Genomic DNA, 19,696 nt, shown 5'->3' on the forward strand with positions numbered 1-19,696 from the left:
ATTGGGCAAGGCCTCCAGGCGATTGGGCGCGGCGCACAGATGCTCATGGATAAGGAGCGCGAGAAGGCCGACACCGCGCTGCTGATGGATGCCGACAACCAGCTCACTAAGTGGCAGCAGCAGGCCATGTACAGCGATGGCGGCGTTTATACCCGCAAGGGCCAGAATGCGCTGGATGTCACTAACCAGACGCTGGATCAGTTCGAGAAGGCCCAGGCAGAGATCGCCAAAACCCTGACCAATGACCAGCAGAAGACCAGGTACGCGCAGATCGTCAACAGCCGGCGCAACTCCCTGTCGAGTGACCTTAACCGCTACGAGTACGGCGAGCGCCAGAATTATTACGGTCAGGTGGAAAGCGGGCAGATTGCGACATCTATGCAGGGTGCAGCACTTGATTACCGCGACCCGACAAAGGTGCAGCAGTACCGGAGCAAGATTGACGCGGTGCTTGATAGTCGCGCCCAACGCCTTGGCCTATCCCCTGAGGCTGCCCAAGCTGAAAAGCTGAAATACAACAGCTCGCTTGTCTCCGACGTGCTGCAGCGTCAGGCTACCGACAACCCATATGAAGCGCAAAAAAGCCTCAAGCAGTTTGAGAGCTCGATGACCGCAGATGATCTGGTGCGCGTCGGCGGCATGATTGAAGGAAAAGTAGACCGGTTACAGCAAAAGGCCGAGATGGCCCAGCTTCGCAACGAAGCCAAGGCCGAGCGCACGCTGGGCAAGATCAACGCTCAAATATCTAGCGGCATTCCGGCCACAGATGAAATGTGGAAGCAGTGGGGGAGCCAGGTCCGTGGAACGCCCGCCCAGGCCGAGTTCAATGAACTGATCAGGCAGGAGGTGGATACGCAAAAAATCCTCAGGCTGCCCATAGATCAGCAGATTGCGGCGATCAACTCCAAAACCGCCAAGCTTCAAACCGAGGGCGGAACCATCGCTGATGCCACGAACCTAAACCGGCTTTCCCGCGCCGTCGATGCCTCAGCGAAAATGATGACTGAATCTCCTGTTGATTATTTCCAGCAACGGCTGGGCGGGGATGTCACACCTGTAGACTTGAACTCGCCTGATCTTGGAGCCGTACTGACTGACCGAGTATCAGCTATTCAGGGTATGCAGCAGAAATTTGGCTCGACCGTGGCGATGAAGCCGCTTCTGCCACAAGAAGCCAAGCAGATCAGCGCCCAACTCGCGGAGATGTCGCCAGAACAACAGAGCCAACTGTTTGCGACATTGCACAGCGCCATGGGCGACGACAAAGCATACTCCGGCGCCATGCAGCAGATTGCCCCTGACTCTCCGATACGCGCGCTTACCGGCCTGCTTGCGGGCAAACAGCGCTCTATGGTTACCAACACCAACTGGTTTAAGCCCGATGACATGGTTACCAGTGGTGACGTAGCCAAGACCATGGCTTTGGGCGAGTCGATCCTCAACAAGTCCAAGACGGAGAAAGGTTCCGACGGCAAGGGGTCATCCTTCCCTATTCCCAAGCAAGCCGACTTCCAGCTTGAGCTGAACAAGCAGTTGGGCAATGTGTTCGCCGGTCAGCCACAGTCCTACCAGCTCGCCGCGCAAGCAGTGAAGTCCTATTACACGGGCGCCGCAGCAGAGAAGGGGGATGTCTCAGGTGTTGTTGATCGTGGGCTTTTGCGTCAGGCGATCAAGGCCTCCGTTGGCGAGGTGGTCGATTTCAATGGCGGTGAGACCCTGGCGCCGTGGGGGATGCCTGGGCATACCTTTCGCGATGTTGCTACGCAAAGGCTGGTGGGCACCATGAAGGCCCAGGGTATGAGCGAGGCCGATATTTCCACCGCTGACGCACTGACCCTGCGCCAATACAAAGACGGCATCTACTACGTCATGCAGGGCCAGCAGTTCAAGTACGGTACCGACGGCAAGCCGCTCATGGTCAATGTCAATGAGGACGCACAATGAGCCTTATAGGCGATCTGGCATTCAGTGATCAGCGCACGCTTGAGCAGGATGCGCTGGCCAACCCTGCTACGACCCTTCCTGATCCCGGCTTCTGGGACGGATCAGGAACTGCGCTGTTCAGCGGTATCGGCCAGGGCCTTGCCCAGCTGACTCTGCAGGCGGCCCAGTACGGCAACGATCCTACGCAGATGATATCGCTCAACATTGAAAGCGATGAGGACAACCTTGCCCGCCGCGAACAAATCGGCGATATGCGCAATGAGCTGACAGAGCGTATGCGGCCTGACGCGGCAACCAGCGGCACGGCGGCGCAGGTTCTTTTCGGCCTGGGTGATGCCGGTTCTCGATTTGCGTTTGGCCTTGCTTCTGGCGGTATGCCGGTTGGCGCACTGACCGCCGGCTCATCGATGGGTGAACAGCGATTTACCGAGCTGAAAGGCCAGGGTGTTGATACCAAAACGGCCGCGATTGCTGGCGCGATTGAAGGCAGCGTGATTGGCGTCGGCGCCTTCCTGCCTGCTGCGCGCCTGTTCAGCGCTCCGGCTGTCGACCTGGCCGCTACTGCCGGTGCCAACGTGGGCCTGGGTATCGCTGCCCGTGGCGGCGTTGGGGCGGTGCTGGAAAAGAATGGGTATACGCAGCAGGCCCAGCAATACAAGGCTCTAGATGCAACGGGGCTCGCCGTTGACGGATTGCTGGGCGGATTGTTTTGGGGGGCAGGCCGGGCTATGACGCGCGGGGTCTCGGCAGGGGAAGCTGACGCGGCGCTGACTGCGAACAACGGACTTCATCACCAGCACGGCACCGCGCCAGGCGCGCCAGTTGATGCCCGCTCAAGCATCGCGCATCAGGCAGCCCTTGATCAGGCCATTGCTCAGCTTGGTCGTGGGGAACCCGTTAATCTAGGCGGTATTGCAGACGATGCCACTTTTATCAGGACTGAACAGATTGGTCCTCGTCGTGAGGTAATACGCCAGCAGGCCGAGCAGGAGGTGTTCGCGGCCGCCCGTGCCGAGCTTGAGCCGGTCGCAGCATCTGGCCTTCCGAATGTGCGTGATTTGCGCACCGAACTTGGCACCCTGCAAAAGACTGTTGACGGCCTCGATGGTACCTATCGCGAGTCAGCTAAGTCTTTCCAGCGCCAGGGCATGAGCCGCAAGCAGGCAGAGCGCGCTGCGCGGGACGACATAGCTGAACAGCGACAAGCCGCCGAAGGCCGTATCGGCGAAATAAACCAAGCGCTTGAGGGTAACCGAGCGGCCGAGCGGGCCAGCGCTGACCTTGCCGCCATGGACCGTGGCCAGGTGCCGGACCGTTTCGCAAGTAAGGTCGATGATCGGGCTAAAGAGATCGGCGGCGCATTTAAGCGTACAGCCCTCGCCAGCAGCGTTTCCCCTGACCACGGCGCAGCACTGATGCGCGCCGCCGGCAAGGAGATGGAGCGGCTGTTACGGGAAGGCGGGCACATCGTTGACGACATCAAGGTAAGCCCGGCTCGCGGCCCCGACAGCGTCATACCGCCCGCGGCGGCTCGGCCCGATGGTGAAGTGCCTAGGGCTGGTGAATCAACCGCGCCACCGGACGTTTCTGTTCATCCAGATGGCGCGCGTGCAGGCGCAGAGCAGCAGGGGCAGGCAACACAAGAAGCGCCAACACCTGGCCCCGAACAGATGCGCGACCCGTCAACGGCTGCCATTGATCCTCTTGCCGATATCGACACTGCATTGCCCGCGCTCGTTGACTCCATTGTTTCTGGTGAGCGGGATGTACAGGTTCCGACCGGAGCATTCAATGAGGATGGTTCAGCGGTCACCGTATCCGCCCGCGAAATGCTGGCCGAGGCCGATGGCAACATCGCCCGCGCCGAAAATGACTCGAAAGGGTTTCTTGCTGCCGCCCTGTGTGGGCTGAGGTTTGGCAACTGATGAAACAGGAATGCATTCAAGCAGTTCAGCAGGCCATTGGTCGCGCACTTAATCAGGCCGAGATCAAGGACATTGAGTCCCGTATCTCTCGGAATATGCGCCAACTCGCACAAACCGATCCGGCCTGGCAGTCATTGACTGCCGGCGACCGCCTAACTCAGGCTGCGTCAAGCGCGGCTAAAGAGCTGCGTGCAGAGGCAGCGAAGAACAAGCAGCGCGTGGGGCTGACCATTCTTGCCCACGACCGCGTTGCCAACTATATGAAGCAATTCCCGGATGACCCGCTGCTGGCGCTTGACCGGATGCTGGCGTTTTCTTCCGATGGCCCTGGAATTTTCTCGATTGAATCGGCAACGAACGGGATTCGCGCCGAAGCCATGGCCAGTATGGTTGATGCCATAGACTTCACCCGGGGCAAGATGATGGGTTTGTTCGCGGATGCAGAGAAGGCCCGGTCGTTGGTGCAGGAGTTGCACGGCGAGAACAGCGGTGTGCCTGAGGCAAAGATTGCCGCCAAGCAGTTCCACGATATCACCGAAAGACTGCGCCAAAGGTTTAACCGGGCGGGCGGCGATGTTGGCCGTCTCGATGACTGGGCGATTCCCCGCAGCCATAGCCAACTGAAAGTGGCTCGAAACAAAGACGCCTGGGTTAGCGACCACGTGGCATGGGCCAACCGTTCCAAGTACCTCAACGAGGACGGTAGCCGTATGACTGATGTTGAATTGAACGAGTTCTTCGGCCATGCCTGGGAAACAGTATCTACCGGAGGCGTCAACAAGATCACACCTGGGACGATAACCGGTGGCGGCGCCAGAGCGAACCGTGGCAGCGAATCGCGCCAGATCCATTACCGTGATTCTGACGCCTATATGGCCGCTCAGGAGAAGTACGGCGACCGCGGCTTGATGGACCTAATGTTTGGGCATATTGACCGCGCCGCTCGGGATATTGCACTGGTCGAAACGCTGGGGCCCAACCCGAACAACGCCATGCGCTTCCATACTGAGACCGCCTATAAACAGGCGGTTTCAGCCAAGCCCGAAAAAATGAAAGCCTTTGGTAAGCAGATCCGCCGCCTGGAGAACCTGTATACCGAAGTGGCCGGCACCCGCGAGCCGCCTGCATCAGCCGGCCTGGCCAACGCCTTCGACACCTACCGCGCGACCAACGTAGCAGGCAAGCTTGGCTCTGCCGTGATTACTGGACTCAGCGACCAGGGCACCATTGCCATTACTTCCAAGATCAACGGAATGCCGGTAATGAAGGTATTCGCCAATGAGGCGCGGATGCTTAACCCGGCCGATGCTACGCACCGCCGTACTGCCATGCGCGCCGGCCTGGGGATTGATCAATTGATCGGCAGCCTAAGCCGCTGGGGAACAGAGGGGCTTGGCATTGATGGCGAGGTAGCCGGTCGGATGTCCAAGTACTCCCAGACAGCTGCTACCAAAGTCCTGCAGTTGTCTGGTATGAACGCGATTGATGGCGGTAACCGTCGCGCATTCGGCGCCGTGATGATGGACGTGACTGGAGATCTTACCCGGCGTTTTGATTCGCTGGCTGCGCTTGAGGCTGGTGACAGGAAGATCATGCAGTCGCGCGGCATAACTGACCAGGACTGGTCTGTATGGCGTTTGGCCCAGCCTGAGGATTGGCGTGGCGCTGGCGACCAGGTGTTGACCGCCGGAAGTATCTACCGCATTGCGGATGCTGATCTGGCGCCGCTGGTTGGGCAGTTGGGTGTATCCGCCAGTCGGCTCAGGGAGCAGGCCGCCACCAAGCTGCTGGGCGTTGTCCTCGATGAGACCAGCATGGCGATACCTGCACCGGGTGCCCGCGAGCGCGCCTTTATGCATGGCAACAACAAGCGCGGCGAGTGGAGCGGGGAGCTGATGCGCAGCTTCTGGCAGTTCAAATCCTTCTCCGTATCGATGATTTCTAAGCACTTCAAGCGGGCGTTGGCACAGGAAACCGGTTGGGGGAAAGCTGGTTACACCGCTGCGCTATTCGCCACCACCACCGTGCTGGGGGCTATGGCGCTGCAACTCAATGAGGTTGTCAGCGGTCGAGACCCCAAGAACATGGCGGACGACGAACTGGGCGGGATTCCTGGCCTTCGCTTCGGCATGGCCGCCATGCTCAAGGGCGGCGCGCTGTCGCTCTACGGGGACTTCCTGTTTTCCAACACCACGCAGGGCGGTACATCCGCATTGGCTGCTTTCGGCGGGCCTCTCGCCGGCGACGTGGAAACACTGCTCAACCTGCGCGGCATGACCGCCAATGCCGTGCTTGACGATAAAGATCCATCAAGCATTGGCGCACGCCTGCTCCAGCTGGGTAAGGGGCATATTCCCGGCGCCAATCTTTGGTACACCAAGGCGGCGACCGACCACATGATTTTCCACCAACTGCAAGAGTACTTTTCGCCTGGCTATCTGGGCCGAATGGAGCGGCGTGCACAGCGCGACTTCGGGCAAAGCTATTGGTGGGAGCCTGGGGAAATGTCCCCGTCCAGGCCGCCAGACCTCGGCGCCGCCGCCGGCAACTAAAAGAACAACCCCACGGAATCCCGCCATTGAGCGGGATTTTTTTTGCCTTCAGGAAAGGAGTCACAACCGTGACCGTCAACACAATCAGCAGCGTTGCAGAGTTTGAGACCAATGGGGTGACGACCAATTACCCGTTCTATTTCAAGTTCCTGGCAAATGAGGACTTGGTCGTAACGTACGTCAACCCGCTGGGTGTCAGTTCGATATTGACGCTTGGAACGCACTACACGGCCAACGGTGCAGGCAATGACCAGGGCGGGAGTGTCATTACCAACACAGCCCTGGCGGGTCCTGGCCAGCTTGTCGTGTCGCGAGAAATGGAAGCGTTTCAACAAACTAGCCTGCGCAACCAGGGCAAGTTCCTGGCCGAGACGCATGAGGATGTGTTCGACAAGCTGACTATGCTGATTCAGCAGGGACTATCAACGTTCAAGCGAGCGCTTACCAGGCCGCTGGGTCGAGACTACTTCTTCGCTGAGGACCGTCGGATCACCAGCGTTAAGGATCCAGTAGATGCGCAAGATGCCGCAACCAAGAACTGGGTGTCCCTTCTTCTGGATGGCGTGACAGGGTTGATCAACACCACAACAGGGATCCTTTACGACGCCGGAACCCTTTTTGACTATCTGCGTTTCGGCGTTCAACGCACAGTTGATACCCATGCCGCCCTGATCGCACTATCGCCCACCCGCAACCAGCGCGCACGAACGCTCGGCTATTACAGTCCTGGAGATGGTGGTGGCGGCGAATATTTCTACACCGGCTCAAGTTGGCAGCTCATCTCTAACGGCCCGTTGAATGTTCGCCAGTTTGGCGCCCGCGGGGATGGGACCGCGAACGATACGCCGTTTATCAACCTCGCGATGGAGGCCGCCGTATCTGCCCGCAAGGGGGTTTATTTTCCAACAGGCGTTTACATGGTTGATGAATCCGCGCCAGGGTCCGGGTACTGTATTCTCAACAAGGGCGTATCAATGATTGGGGAGGGCGCACTGCGCGTGCAAATCGTCCCTGTGCCTACCCTGCCTAATACTGCCGACTACATTTTAATAAAGCCGACAGTCGCCACTATTTTGGACTTTGTGGAGATTAAAGGATTATTTACGTATCCGAACAACCCCGGAAATAAGCGCGGCAAGCGATCTGTCTATGTGGATATGAGCGCTGTTTCAAACTCTTCCTGCTTTCATATGGAAGGGTGCTACTTCGGCCCAGGGAACGATTACTCATTCGAATGGTTTACCAACACCGTCAACCCGCAGGGCGGACCAGCGAATAGCTTGTTTGAGCGCAACGCGTTTTGGGAGGGGACTAAGCTTACAAACGCAGGAGATAGCAACACATTCAGGAACTGCATTTTTCGATCAAGTCCGGGGACTGGCCACATCGGGGTAAGCAACAAAAGTATTTTTGCGGGTGGCGGCCAGTCGTCGCAACTAACCATTGAGCAGTCTAACTTTGATTGCGATGGCGGGGCGGTCGTTGCCCTCAACGGTCTAAAGCTGACAATGATAAACAACAACATCGAGCAAAGTCATGGTACCGGCACTGGATCTAGCGCGTGCATAGATTTCGATGGGACTGAAGGGGGGATGGCGTGGGCGGTGTTTTCTGGGAATAGTGTCGGATCATTTGGCACCGCAGCATTATCGACGATTCTACGTATCAATAACGCCGCACAAACTGAGGTTTCGCATAACAGATTTTCTTCGGCGCTGGCGAGCAACGCAGCTTCTGCAATTTTTATAACTGGCTCAGCTACAGACACAATTATTGAAAAGAATGAAATCGGCACCACGTTCCCTCAGGCCATTACAGACCTAGGTGTCGGAACTCGCGGATTGCGCAAGCAAATTACGCTTCTAAATAGTTTCACTACCCCGGGTGGCGGAGCAGAACCGTTGAACGTCATGAGCTCCCCGGCAGATGGCCGTCTGTTCCTTAACGGCTCGCTGAACTGTCCGTCCGGTGGCGGGAATGGTTTGCAGATCGGAGTCTTGCCAGTTGGTTTCAGGTATACGTCCGGCATCGATTTTGGAGCAATTGCTATCGTTTCCAGCCAGTACGTGCCGTGCCGTATAGCAGTCGGGACAGACGGCAGCCTAACGCTTCTTGTTGTTGGTGCGGCCACTCAAGTATTCATATCAGCTTCGTGGGGTGGGCAAGGCTTTGTGAGAGGCAATCTTTGATCCTTGGGTGGTCTGGCTGTAGCCGACCACCCGCTTTCGTTTACGAGTGAGCAGGTTCGGCGGTCGAAGTCCTGCTGCGTAGGTAAGCCTTGGACTTTTCTATGCCTATTTTCCTGAAAGGCTTTTCTATAAACCTATAGTTTAGTTCGGAAAATATCGCGATCAGCGTAATGGCGGTTATGCAAAACTTGACGTCATACTGCGAATCAAACTGGAATCCCACACCTTCAACTCTCGCCCATATTTCTCTTGTGAGCCAAAACGCCGGGTTGTGAACCAAGTAAATTGCAAATGACCTGACACCTACATACGCGAGTGCGTTGCGAACAATGCCTTTAGGGAATAGGTAGCCGCCTTGATATGAGCCAAGCCACACCGTCAGCGTGCAAAGCAGTGTAACGGCTGTGAACACGAAAGGAACCACACCGCCATTGGAAGGGACGATTAAGATTGCGCTTATCAATGCAATTGCTGTGAAGTATTTCAGCAGGCTATTTGCAATAAACTTTGGTTCAATCAACGAGTAGGCCGCTGTGTTCCTGAATATCGCTAGGCATACGCCCAACATAATCCCATCCATCCTGGTGTACAGCACATACAGCATGGTCAAGTTAAAGTAGGCAATACCGGTACCCACCAGAACCGCAGCGGCGAGCCAGAATATCCAGCGCAGCCTTAGGAGGAACAGGAAAGGGAATATAAAATAGAACTGTTCTTCAAGAGAGATGCTCCAATAAATCCCATTGCTCCCACAAACTTTGTTTCCCAGTGTGGATAAATAACAGCTGGCGAAATGGATGTTTGACATAAACATTGCCACCGACAGTCCGTCAAAGATGTTCGCCTTGAGCGTCGTGAATATTCCCGTTTGATTGAATGTGACCGATAGCGCGCAGACTATTAAAATCCATAGCATTGCAGACGGCATTATTCTGTACGCGCGACGTATGTAGAACGAGACCATTTCCTTAACGAAGGTTGCCTTGCTTTCTAATCTCGCTGATGCGTAAAAGGTTTTATAAAAAGCGTTGGCGATTACGTACCCAGATATGCAGAAAAATATATCTACGCCTGCCCATAGCCCGTACGACCAGTTTCCTATTTCTGGATACCAGAATAGAAGGTTTCCTAGGTGGCCCATGACGGGGAGGAAAACGGCAATGGCGCGTAACGCCTCAATTTCTAGATTTTTGTTATGCGTGATCGAAGACATCAGTATTCCCTTCTGATAGTGGCGGCATTCTATAGCTGGAAACCTGTCTTTTGACAGGCTTGATACAGTCGCCGCTGTGTGGTCTATTCTTGGTTCGGCAGCTGACCTATGATCGGCTGGCAGAAATGCTTAGATGTCGCCCCAGCGATGCTGAAAAAGTACACTGGCTAGTACAGCGGTTGATGATTCGCCAAGAGAGGGCCAGCTGGTTTTCGTAGAGCTTGGAGAGCAGGGAAGGGAGCAGGTCTGAGTTGGGCATCGGCGTTCCTCCGGCAGAGTGAACAGCTTAGCAGCCGGTGTTCTTTGGGTGGTTTGTGTTCGGTCGGCAGGACGCCGGGGAGGGGTGCATAAAGGTCTTGTGACGATATTGTGTCGCACGTCATGGCACATTGTGACATGATGCGATCCTTCTGAACGGTTGTGACGGTTGCGGGCGCCGTAACCTATTGATGTTGCACTGGTTTACGTTGATGCGTATGATTTAGGTTCCAGCGCCGCGAGGCGTAAGAGTTCGAGTCTCTTCATCCGCACCAATTAAAACGTTGTGCCGCCGTCAGGTGGTGCAGGGTTCAACAAAGAAGATGTTTGAGTTCTTTGTTAATGCAATATGGTGGGCGTAGCTCAGTTGGTAGAGCACGGGATTGTGACTCCCGTTGTCGAGGGTTCGATCCCCTTCGTCCACCCCATATTATTAAAAAGCGCCAGATCAATGATCTGGCGCTTTTTTTGTGTCGGATATTTCCTATCGCTTGTGCGGTGGATCTTGACGCCAAGAAAAAACAAGCATTCTCAATGCCTTGGCGTTAGAATCGTTGCCGGTTTTGAGCGTGTAGAACTGATCCGAGGCTATATGAGGGTCAGTGCAGCTATTTAATAGCGAATAACGGCGCAGTACCTGAAAAAGGGCTGTGCCGTTTTTGTTTAAGTGTTTTGAGTTTCGAGGGTGGGGCGTTTCGTCGTATTTGTGTTTCTCGATGCTGCTGCCGTGCCCTACGGCCTTGCCTGCAAGGCCGGTCGCCGAGGGTGTGTGTCCACGCCCTTCTATATAGAAGGGTTGATGCAGAGCCCTGGCGTGATGAGCTGTATTTGCTAACGGGATGAGGTGCATGCGTGCACTTGAACCTATAAATGGTCTGCTGTTTTTCCACCCGTTTTCAGTAGGGTGACTTCTTGAGTTTGACCCACTAGAATGCATGCCCTTGATTCTGGGGTCGGAAACGGCCGGCTAACGTCTGTGCAACGAGGAATATCCATGCAAGTTTCTGTTGAAAAACCTACTGCTATCGAGCGCCGCCTGAGCATCACCGTGCCGGCAGAGCGTATTGAGACTGCGGTCAACAAGCGTCTGCAGCAGACTGCCCAAAAGGCCAAAATCGCTGGTTTCCGTCCAGGCAAAGTGCCAATGAGCGAAATCAAGCGTCGTTTTGGTGCCGATGCGCGTCAGGAAGCGATTGGTGACGTGATCCAGGCTTCTTTCTATGAAGCGGTTGTCGAGCACAAGCTGAACCCAGCCGGCTCGCCTTCGATCGAGCCTAAGTCTCTGGAAGCTGGTAAAGACCTGGAATACGTCGCTGTATTCGAAGTGTTCCCAGAGTTCACCGTTGCCGGTTTCGAAGGCATCGCTGTTGAGCGCCTGAGCGCTGACGTGGCGGATGCCGATCTGGACAACATGCTGGAAATCCTGCGCAAGCAGAACACGCGTTTCGAAGTGGCCGATCGCGCTGCCCAGAACGAAGACCAACTGAACATCGATTTCGTTGGCAAGGTTGACGGCGAAGTATTCGCTGGCGGCTCCGCCAAGGGCACTCAGCTGGTGCTGGGTTCCAACCGTATGATCCCAGGCTTTGAAGATGGCCTGGTTGGCGCCAAAGCCGGCGAAGAGCGCGTTCTGAACCTGACGTTCCCTGCTGACTACCAGAACCTGGACCTGGCTGGTAAGGCCGCCGAGTTCACTGTGACTGTCAACAGTGTGTCCGAGCCTAAGCTGCCAGAACTGAACGAAGAGTTCTTCGCTCAATTCGGTATCAAGGAAACCGGTATCGAAGGCTTCCGCACCGAAGTTCGCAAGAACATGGAGCGCGAGCTGCGTCAGGCCATCAAGTCCAAGGTCAAGAACCAGGTCATGGACGGTCTGCTGGCCGCCAACCCGATCGAAGTGCCTAAGGCCCTGCTGTCCAACGAAGTGGATCGCCTGCGCGTTCAAGCGGTTCAGCAGTTCGGTGGCAACATCAAGCCTGACCAACTGCCGGCCGAGCTGTTCGAAGAACAAGCCAAGCGCCGCGTTGTGCTGGGCCTGGTTGTGGCTGAAGTGGTCAAGCAATTCGACCTCAAGCCTGACGAAGACCGTGTTCGCGAAATGATCCAGGAAATGGCTTCGGCCTACCAGGAGCCTGAGCAGGTTGTGGCTTGGTACTACAAGAACGACCAGCAGCTGAACGAAGTGCGTTCGGTTGTGCTGGAAGAACAAGTTGTGGATACTGTTCTGCAGAAGGCTAAGGTGACCGATAAAGCGGTCTCTTACGAAGAAGCAGTCAAACCGGCGGAAGCAGCACAAGCCGACTGATTGTCCAACTCGTTGGAAATACAACCATAAGCCAGCCTCGCGCTGGCTTATGCGTTTTCAAGACATGACTATTTGGGAGTAACTGCAGAGCATGTTCCTTAATTCCTATATTCAGCAGAACTCTGATGTCCAGGCCGCTGGCGGCCTGGTCCCGATGGTTGTCGAGCAATCTGCTCGTGGCGAACGCGCCTATGACATCTACTCGCGCCTGCTCAAGGAGCGAGTGATCTTTCTGGTCGGCCCTGTAGAGGACTACATGGCCAACCTGATCTGCGCGCAACTGCTGTTCCTTGAAGCGGAAAACCCGGACAAGGACATCCATCTTTACATTAACTCTCCGGGCGGTTCGGTAACGGCGGGCATGTCGATCTACGACACCATGCAGTTCATCAAGCCAAACGTATCGACCACCTGCATCGGTCAGGCCTGCAGCATGGGCGCGTTCCTGCTCACCGCAGGTGCCGAGGGCAAGCGTTACTGCCTGCCTAACTCGCGCGTGATGATTCACCAGCCTCTGGGCGGTTTCCAGGGCCAGGCGTCGGACATCGAGATTCACGCCAAGGAAATCCTGTTTATTCGTGAGCGCCTCAACACATTGATGGCCAAGCACAGCGGGCACACCCTGGAAGAAATCGAGCGTGACACCAATCGTGACAACTTCATGAGCGCCGAAGCTGCGCGCGACTATGGGTTGATCGACGCAGTGATCGAAAAGCGCCCCGCTTAATATAAGCACCTCAAAATAGGGCTGGTCGGCATGTCCGACCACCGGCGGGCTTGAAAAAGCCCGCATAAGCCTTCATCTTGTGTTGCAAGCCTATCGGATTTGGATCGAACGAATGACTGACACCCGCAACGGCGAGGACAACGGCAAGCTGCTCTATTGCTCCTTCTGCGGCAAAAGCCAGCATGAAGTGCGCAAATTGATTGCCGGCCCCTCGGTGTTTATCTGCGACGAGTGCGTCGACCTGTGCAATGACATCATCCGCGAGGAGGTGCAGGAAGCCCAGGCCGAGAGCAGCGCGCATAAATTACCTTCGCCTAAAGAAATCAGCGGCATCCTTGATCAGTACGTGATTGGTCAAGAGCGTGCAAAGAAGGTTCTGGCCGTAGCGGTGTACAACCACTACAAGCGCTTGAACCAGCGTGACAAGAAAGGCGACGAAGTCGAACTCGGCAAGAGCAACATCTTGCTGATCGGTCCTACAGGCTCGGGTAAAACCTTGCTTGCAGAAACCCTCGCTCGTCTGCTGAACGTTCCGTTCACCATCGCCGACGCCACCACCCTCACTGAGGCTGGCTACGTGGGTGAAGATGTCGAGAACATCATTCAGAAACTGCTGCAGAAGTGCGACTACGACGTAGAGAAAGCCCAGATGGGTATTGTCTACATCGACGAAATCGACAAGATTTCGCGCAAGTCCGACAACCCGTCGATCACTCGGGACGTTTCCGGTGAAGGCGTGCAGCAAGCTCTTTTGAAACTGATCGAAGGCACGGTTGCTTCCGTACCGCCACAAGGCGGCCGCAAGCACCCGCAGCAGGAATTCCTTCAGGTTGATACGCGCAACATCCTGTTCATCTGTGGCGGTGCGTTCTCCGGTCTGGAGAAGGTTATTCAGCAGCGTTCCACGCGTGGCGGCATCGGTTTCGGTGCGGAAGTGCGCAGCAAGGAAGAAGGCAAGAAGGTGGGCGAGTCCCTGCGTGAAGTCGAGCCTGACGATTTGGTCAAGTTCGGTCTGATCCCGGAATTCGTTGGCCGTCTGCCGGTCCTGGCCACGTTGGACGAGCTGGATGAGGCTGCGTTGATTCAGATCCTCACCGAGCCGAAAAACGCCCTGACCAAGCAATATGCCAAGTTGTTCGAGATGGAAGGTGTAGACCTCGAGTTCCGTACCGACGCACTCAAATCAGTGGCCAAGCGGGCACTGGAGCGCAAGACCGGTGCACGTGGTTTGCGTTCGATCCTCGAAGGCGTGTTGCTCGACACCATGTATGAAATTCCCTCGCAGTCCGAGGTGAGTAAAGTGGTGATCGACGAAAGCGTTATTGAGGGCAAGTCCAAGCCACTGTATATCTACGAAAACAGTGAGCCGGCTGCCAAGGCTGCACCCGACGCGTAAGCGTTTAGTCGTCGCAGTACAAGCAAGGGGCCTTTCGGGGCCCCTTGTTTTTTTGTGGTCGGTTTTTTTCGGCAGTTATTTTAAATTCGCGTTTATTCATGCGTTTAACTGCTGGCATTGAGCTTGTTTTTTTTGCAAGCAGCCCCCATCTTGGTTTCAAGCTTACTTTTCAACTGTCATAGAGGCGAAATCATGAAGACAACCATCGAATTGCCTCTCCTGCCGTTGCGTGATGTCGTCGTCTATCCGCACATGGTTATCCCGCTGTTCGTGGGGCGCGAGAAGTCTATCGAAGCCCTCGAGGCTGCGATGACGGGCGACAAGCAGATTCTGCTGTTAGCCCAGAAGAATCCAGCTGATGATGATCCAGGCGAAGACGCCCTGTATCGCGTCGGTACCATTGCTACTGTCCTGCAATTGCTCAAGTTGCCCGATGGCACCGTCAAGGTGCTGGTAGAGGGCGAGCAGCGCGGCGCGGTGGAACGTTTCATGGAGGTGGATGGCCACCTGCGCGCCGAAGTGGCGCTGATCGACGAAGTCGAAGCCCCTGAGCGCGAATCCGAAGTGTTTGTGCGCAGCCTGCTCTCGCAGTTCGAGCAGTATGTGCAGTTGGGCAAGAAAGTCCCGGCTGAAGTCCTGTCGTCCCTCAACAGCATTGATGAGCCAAGCCGCCTGGTTGACACCATGGCTGCGCACATGGCGCTGAAAATTGAGCAGAAGCAAGACATCCTCGAAATCATCGACCTGTCGGCCCGTGTCGAACACGTGCTGGCACTGCTGGATGGCGAGATCGACCTGCTGCAGGTTGAGAAGCGCATCCGTGGTCGTGTGAAGAAACAAATGGAGCGCAGCCAGCGCGAGTACTACCTGAATGAGCAGATGAAGGCCATTCAGAAAGAACTCGGCGACAGCGAGGAAGGCCACAACGAAATCGAAGAGCTGAAAAAGCGCATCGACGCCGCCGGCCTGCCGAAAGACGCCCTGACCAAGGCTAACGCCGAGCTGAACAAGCTCAAGCAAATGTCGCCGATGTCGGCCGAAGCCACCGTGGTGCGTTCCTACATCGACTGGCTGGTGCAAGTGCCGTGGAAGGCCCAGACCAAAGTGCGCCTGGACTTGGCCCGTGCCGAAGATATTCTCGACGCCGACCATTATGGCCTCGAAGAAGTCAAAGAACGCATCCTCGAATACCTCGCCGTGCAAAAGCGTGTGAAGAAGATTCGTGGCCCGGTGTTGTGCCTGGTGGGTCCTCCTGGTGTCGGTAAAACGTCCCTGGCTGAGTCGATTGCCAACGCCACCAACCGTAAATTCGTGCGCATGGCCCTCGGTGGTGTGCGCGATGAAGCGGAAATTCGCGGCCATCGTCGGACTTACATCGGTTCGATGCCGGGAAGATTGATTCAAAAGATGACAAAAGTGGGTGTGCGCAACCCGCTGTTCCTGCTCGATGAAATCGACAAAATGGGCAGCGACATGCGTGGCGATCCGGCCTCGGCATTGCTCGAAGTCCTCGACCCTGAGCAGAACCACAATTTCAACGACCATTACCTGGAAGTCGACTACGACCTGTCCGACGTAATGTTCCTGTGCACCTCCAACTCCATGAACATTCCGCCAGCCTTGCTGGACCGGATGGAGGTGATTCGTCTGCCGGGTTATACCGAAGACGAGAAGATCAACATCGCTGTCAAATACCTCGCGCCCAAGCAAATTTCGGCCAACGGTCTGAAAAAGGGCGAGATCGAATTTGATGTCGAATCGATCCGTGACATCGTGCGTTACTACACCCGCGAGGCGGGTGTACGGGGCCTTGAGCGCCAGATCGCGAAGATTTGCCGTAAGGCGGTCAAAGAACACGCACTGGAAAAACGCTTCTCGGTGAAGGTGGTTGCCGACTCCCTGGAACACTTCCTGGGTGTGAAAAAATTCCGTTACGGCCTGGCTGAGCAGCAGGATCAAGTAGGGCAGGTGACTGGCCTGGCGTGGACCCAGGTGGGCGGCGAATTGCTGACCATTGAAGCCGCGGTGATCCCGGGCAAAGGCCAACTGATCAAAACGGGTTCGCTGGGCGATGTGATGGTCGAATCCATCACGGCCGCGCAGACCGTGGTGCGCAGCCGCGCGAAGAGCCTGGGGATCCCCCTGGACTTCCACGAGAAGCACGACACCCACATCCATATGCCGGAAGGGGCAACGCCCAAAGACGGCCCTAGCGCTGGCGTAGGCATGTGCACGGCCCTGGTGTCGGCATTGACCGGCATCCCTGTGCGCGCCGATGTGGCAATGACTGGCGAAATTACCCTGCGTGGCCAGGTATTGGCCATCGGTGGTCTGAAAGAGAAATTGCTCGCTGCGCACCGGGGTGGAATCAAGACCGTGATCATTCCTGAAGAGAATGTTCGCGACTTGAAGGAAATTCCGGACAATATTAAGGCGGATCTTCAGATTAAACCGGTTAAATGGATTGACGAGGTCCTGCAAATTGCGCTGCAATACGCGCCGGAGCCCTTGCCGGATGTGGCTCCGGAGATTGTCGCTAAGGACGAAAAACGTGAGTCTGATTCCAAGGAAAGAATTAGCACGCATTAATGCGAATAAGCCTGGGGGCTTCCTTGACAGCTTTTTAGAGCCCTTGTTATAAAGCGGCTCTTAAGTGTCTGTAGGCCATTCAGCACTGGTTTTTGCTTTCACCAAAAAACTTAGAATCATACTCAATAGATATATAAGGGGACTTAGAGTGAACAAGTCGGAACTGATTGATGCTATCGCCGCATCCGCTGATATCCCGAAAGCTGCTGCTGGCCGTGCGCTGGACGCAGTAATCGAATCCGTCACTGGCGCTCTGAAGGCCGGCGACTCCGTAGTGCTGGTAGGCTTCGGTACTTTCTCTGTGACTGACCGCCCAGCGCGTACTGGCCGTAACCCACAGACTGGCAAAGCACTGCAAATCGCTGCTGCCAAGAAACCAGGTTTCAAAGCCGGTAAAGCCCTGAAAGAAGCCGTTAACTAAGCTTCGTTCAAGCCTTACCTACCCGGGTCGGACGCAGGTCTGGCCTGGCAGCGGAGCGGCAGCTGACCCAAGTATCCATCGGGTCGCCACGCCGGGGGTGTGGGTTCAAACCCCCGTCCGCTCCGCCAGTTACGAGAAGGCGCATCCTCGGATGCGCCTTTCTTCTATCCGGACTCTACCCACGCTCCACGGTTGCCTAATTCTTGAAGATCAACCGTTTCTGGGGGACGCATGCTGCAGAATATCAGGGACAATTCACAAGGCTGGATTGCCAAAACTATTATCGGGATCATCGTCGCATTGATGGCGTTCACCGGTATCGAGGCTATTTTCCAGGCTTCGACCAACAACACGCAGGACGTGGCCAAGGTCAACGGTGAAGAAATCACCCAAACCGAATTGAGCCAGGCCGTCGACATGCAACGTCGCCAGCTGATGCAACAGCTGGGCAAGGATTTCGATGCTTCTCTGCTGGACGAAAAACTGCTGCGCGATGCGGCCCTCAAGGGTCTGATCGATCGCAAGCTGTTGCTGCAAGGCGCGGCTGATTCCAAGTTCGGCTTCTCTGAAGCGGCCCTGGATCAGGTGATCCTGCAGACTCCGGAATTCCAGGTGGACGGCAAGTTCAGCGCCGAACGCTTTGACCAGGTGATCCGTCAACTGGGCTACAGCCGCATGCAATTCCGTCAGATGTTGACCCAGGAAATGCTGATCGGCCAGGTTCGCGCAGGTATCGCCGGCAGCGGTTTCGTCACCGACGCCGAAGTGCTGGCATTCGCCCGTCTGGAAAAACAGACCCGCGATTTCGCCACCGTCAACATCAAGGCCAACCCTGCGGCGGTGAAGCTCACCGACGACGAGGTCAAGGCTTACTACGACCAGCACGCCAAAGAGTTCATGACCCCGGACCAGGTGGTTATCGACTATCTGGAACTGAAGAAGTCTTCCTTCTTCGACCAGGTCACCGTCAAGGACGAAGAGCTGCAGGCTGCCTATCAGAAAGAAACCGCCAACCTCGCTGAACAGCGTCGTGCCGCGCATATCCTGATTGAAGTCAACGACAAGGTCACCGAGGCGCAAGCCAAGGCCAAGATCGAAGAAATCCAGGCACGCCTGGCCAAGGGTGAGAAGTTTGAAGCCCTGGCCAAGGAGTTCTCCCAGGATCCAGGTTCGGCCAACAATGGCGGCGACCTCGGTTTTGCCGGCCCAGGCGTCTACGACCCGGACTTCGAAACGGCGCTGTACGCGTTGAACAAGGATCAGGTTTCGGCGCCGGTACGCACCACGTTCGGTTGGCACTTGATCAAGCTGTTGGGCGTTGAAGCACCCCAAGTGCCATCGTTTGCCAGCCTGAAAGACAAGCTGACCCGCGAGCTCAAGACCCAGCAAGTTGAGCAGCGCTTTGTCGATGCCTCCAAGCAATTGGAAGATGCGGCATTCGAAGCTTCCGACTTGGCCCAGCCGGCGTCTGACCTGAAGCTGACCGTGCACACCTCCGCGCCGTTCGGTCGTGAAGGTGGCGAAGGCGTTGCAGCCAACCGCGCCGTGGTCACCGCAGCGTTCAGCCCGGAAGTGCTTGATGAGGGTGCCAACAGCACCGCCATCGAGCTGGACCCTGAAACCATCATCGTGCTGCGAGCCAAAGAGCACCTGAAGCCTACGCAACTGCCACTGGAAAGCGTCTCTGCCGCGATCCGTGCGCAGATGACCAAGGAACGCGCCAGCGCGGCTGCCAAGGCTCATGCTGACGAGTTGATCGCCAGCCTGCGCGATGGCAAGACCCCGCTGAACCAGCCGATCGACGGCCAGGCGTGGAAAGTCACTGAAGCGGCTACCCGTAGCGCCGAAGGGGTCGAACCTGCCGTGCTGCAAGCCCTGTTCCGCATGCCTAAGCCTGCGGCCAAGGACAAGCCGACCTTCACCACCGTGACCCTGGCTGACGGTAGCCTGGTGATCGTGCGCTTGAACGGCGTGAACGAAGCGGCTGCGCCGACGGACGAAGAAAAGGCGCAATACCGCCGCTTCCTCGCTTCGCGTATCGGCCAGCAAGACTTTGCTGCGTTCCGCAAGCAGTTGGAAACCAAGGCTGACATCAAGAAATTCTGATGTTGGTGATCGCTCCCACGCTCTGCGAGTGTGGGAACGATCAGCCCCCGGTCTTTTCAGACCGGGGGCTT

12 protein-coding genes and 1 tRNA gene are annotated in these 19,696 nt (G+C 56.3%); 11 read left to right on the top strand and 2 right to left on the bottom strand.

The features are described 5' to 3' along the window. The first annotated feature begins 39 nt into the window (after positions 1 to 39). The 4 genes from ACI77I_RS22025 (at position 40) to ACI77I_RS22040 (ending at position 8,610) form a co-directional block, all read left to right on the top strand. Positions 40 to 1,944: a hypothetical protein gene (locus ACI77I_RS22025; protein ID WP_406998423.1), complete on the top strand. Its 1,905-nt coding sequence runs from the start codon at positions 40 to 42 to the stop codon at positions 1,942 to 1,944. Then, complete coding sequence (locus ACI77I_RS22030; RefSeq protein WP_406998424.1) at positions 1,941 to 3,869, top strand: hypothetical protein; 1,929 nt, start codon at positions 1,941 to 1,943, stop codon at positions 3,867 to 3,869. Before ACI77I_RS22025 ends, ACI77I_RS22030 begins: the two co-directional genes overlap by 4 nt. Next, positions 3,869 to 6,421 (top strand): hypothetical protein, encoded by a 2,553-nt coding sequence (locus tag ACI77I_RS22035; protein WP_406998425.1) that lies wholly within the window; start codon positions 3,869 to 3,871, stop codon positions 6,419 to 6,421. The genes ACI77I_RS22030 and ACI77I_RS22035 overlap by 1 nt, the downstream gene beginning before the upstream one ends. Positions 6,422 to 6,489: 68 nt before the next feature. Next, complete coding sequence (locus ACI77I_RS22040; RefSeq protein WP_406998426.1) at positions 6,490 to 8,610, top strand: glycosyl hydrolase family 28-related protein; 2,121 nt, start codon at positions 6,490 to 6,492, stop codon at positions 8,608 to 8,610. Positions 8,611 to 8,650: 40 nt separating this feature from the next. Here ACI77I_RS22040 and ACI77I_RS22045 read toward each other — a convergent pair whose 3' ends face one another. Further along, positions 8,651 to 9,823, bottom strand: coding sequence for an acyltransferase family protein (locus ACI77I_RS22045; protein ID WP_406998427.1), 1,173 nt, complete (start codon positions 9,821 to 9,823; stop codon positions 8,651 to 8,653). Positions 9,824 to 10,433: 610 nt separating this feature from the next. On the opposite strand from ACI77I_RS22045, the gene ACI77I_RS22050 reads away from it, so the two are divergent. Next, positions 10,434 to 10,509, top strand: a tRNA-His gene (locus tag ACI77I_RS22050). A 56-nt stretch (positions 10,510 to 10,565) separates the two neighbouring features. Here ACI77I_RS22050 and ACI77I_RS22055 read toward each other — a convergent pair. Further along, positions 10,566 to 10,931 (bottom strand): hypothetical protein, encoded by a 366-nt coding sequence (locus ACI77I_RS22055; protein WP_242150773.1) that lies wholly within the window; start codon positions 10,929 to 10,931, stop codon positions 10,566 to 10,568. A gap of 144 nt (positions 10,932 to 11,075) precedes the next feature. Between ACI77I_RS22055 and tig the strand changes: the two genes are divergently transcribed. The 6 genes from tig (at position 11,076) to ACI77I_RS22085 (ending at position 19,625) form a co-directional block, all read left to right on the top strand. Beyond that, positions 11,076 to 12,386 (top strand): trigger factor, encoded by a 1,311-nt coding sequence (tig, locus tag ACI77I_RS22060; protein WP_242150770.1) that lies wholly within the window; start codon positions 11,076 to 11,078, stop codon positions 12,384 to 12,386. Positions 12,387 to 12,477: 91 nt separating this feature from the next. Beyond that, positions 12,478 to 13,113, top strand: coding sequence for an ATP-dependent Clp endopeptidase proteolytic subunit ClpP (gene clpP, locus ACI77I_RS22065; protein WP_094951484.1), 636 nt, complete (start codon positions 12,478 to 12,480; stop codon positions 13,111 to 13,113). Positions 13,114 to 13,225: 112 nt separating this feature from the next. Continuing rightward, on the top strand, positions 13,226 to 14,509 hold the full coding sequence (gene clpX, locus ACI77I_RS22070) for an ATP-dependent Clp protease ATP-binding subunit ClpX (protein WP_017136464.1): 1,284 nt from the start codon (positions 13,226 to 13,228) through the stop codon (positions 14,507 to 14,509). A gap of 192 nt (positions 14,510 to 14,701) precedes the next feature. Beyond that, a complete protein-coding gene (gene lon / locus ACI77I_RS22075; protein ID WP_094951485.1) occupies positions 14,702 to 17,098 on the top strand; it encodes an endopeptidase La in 2,397 nt (798 codons plus the stop codon). A gap of 148 nt (positions 17,099 to 17,246) precedes the next feature. Next, on the top strand, positions 17,247 to 17,519 hold the full coding sequence (locus tag ACI77I_RS22080; protein WP_003174819.1) for an HU family DNA-binding protein: 273 nt from the start codon (positions 17,247 to 17,249) through the stop codon (positions 17,517 to 17,519). Between the two features lie 231 nt (positions 17,520 to 17,750). Further along, positions 17,751 to 19,625 (top strand): SurA N-terminal domain-containing protein, encoded by a 1,875-nt coding sequence (locus ACI77I_RS22085; protein WP_242150767.1) that lies wholly within the window; start codon positions 17,751 to 17,753, stop codon positions 19,623 to 19,625. The last annotated feature ends 71 nt before the right edge of the window (positions 19,626 to 19,696 follow it).

The organism is Pseudomonas sp. D47, assembly GCF_045447305.1.
Taxonomy (GTDB): domain Bacteria; phylum Pseudomonadota; class Gammaproteobacteria; order Pseudomonadales; family Pseudomonadaceae; genus Aquipseudomonas.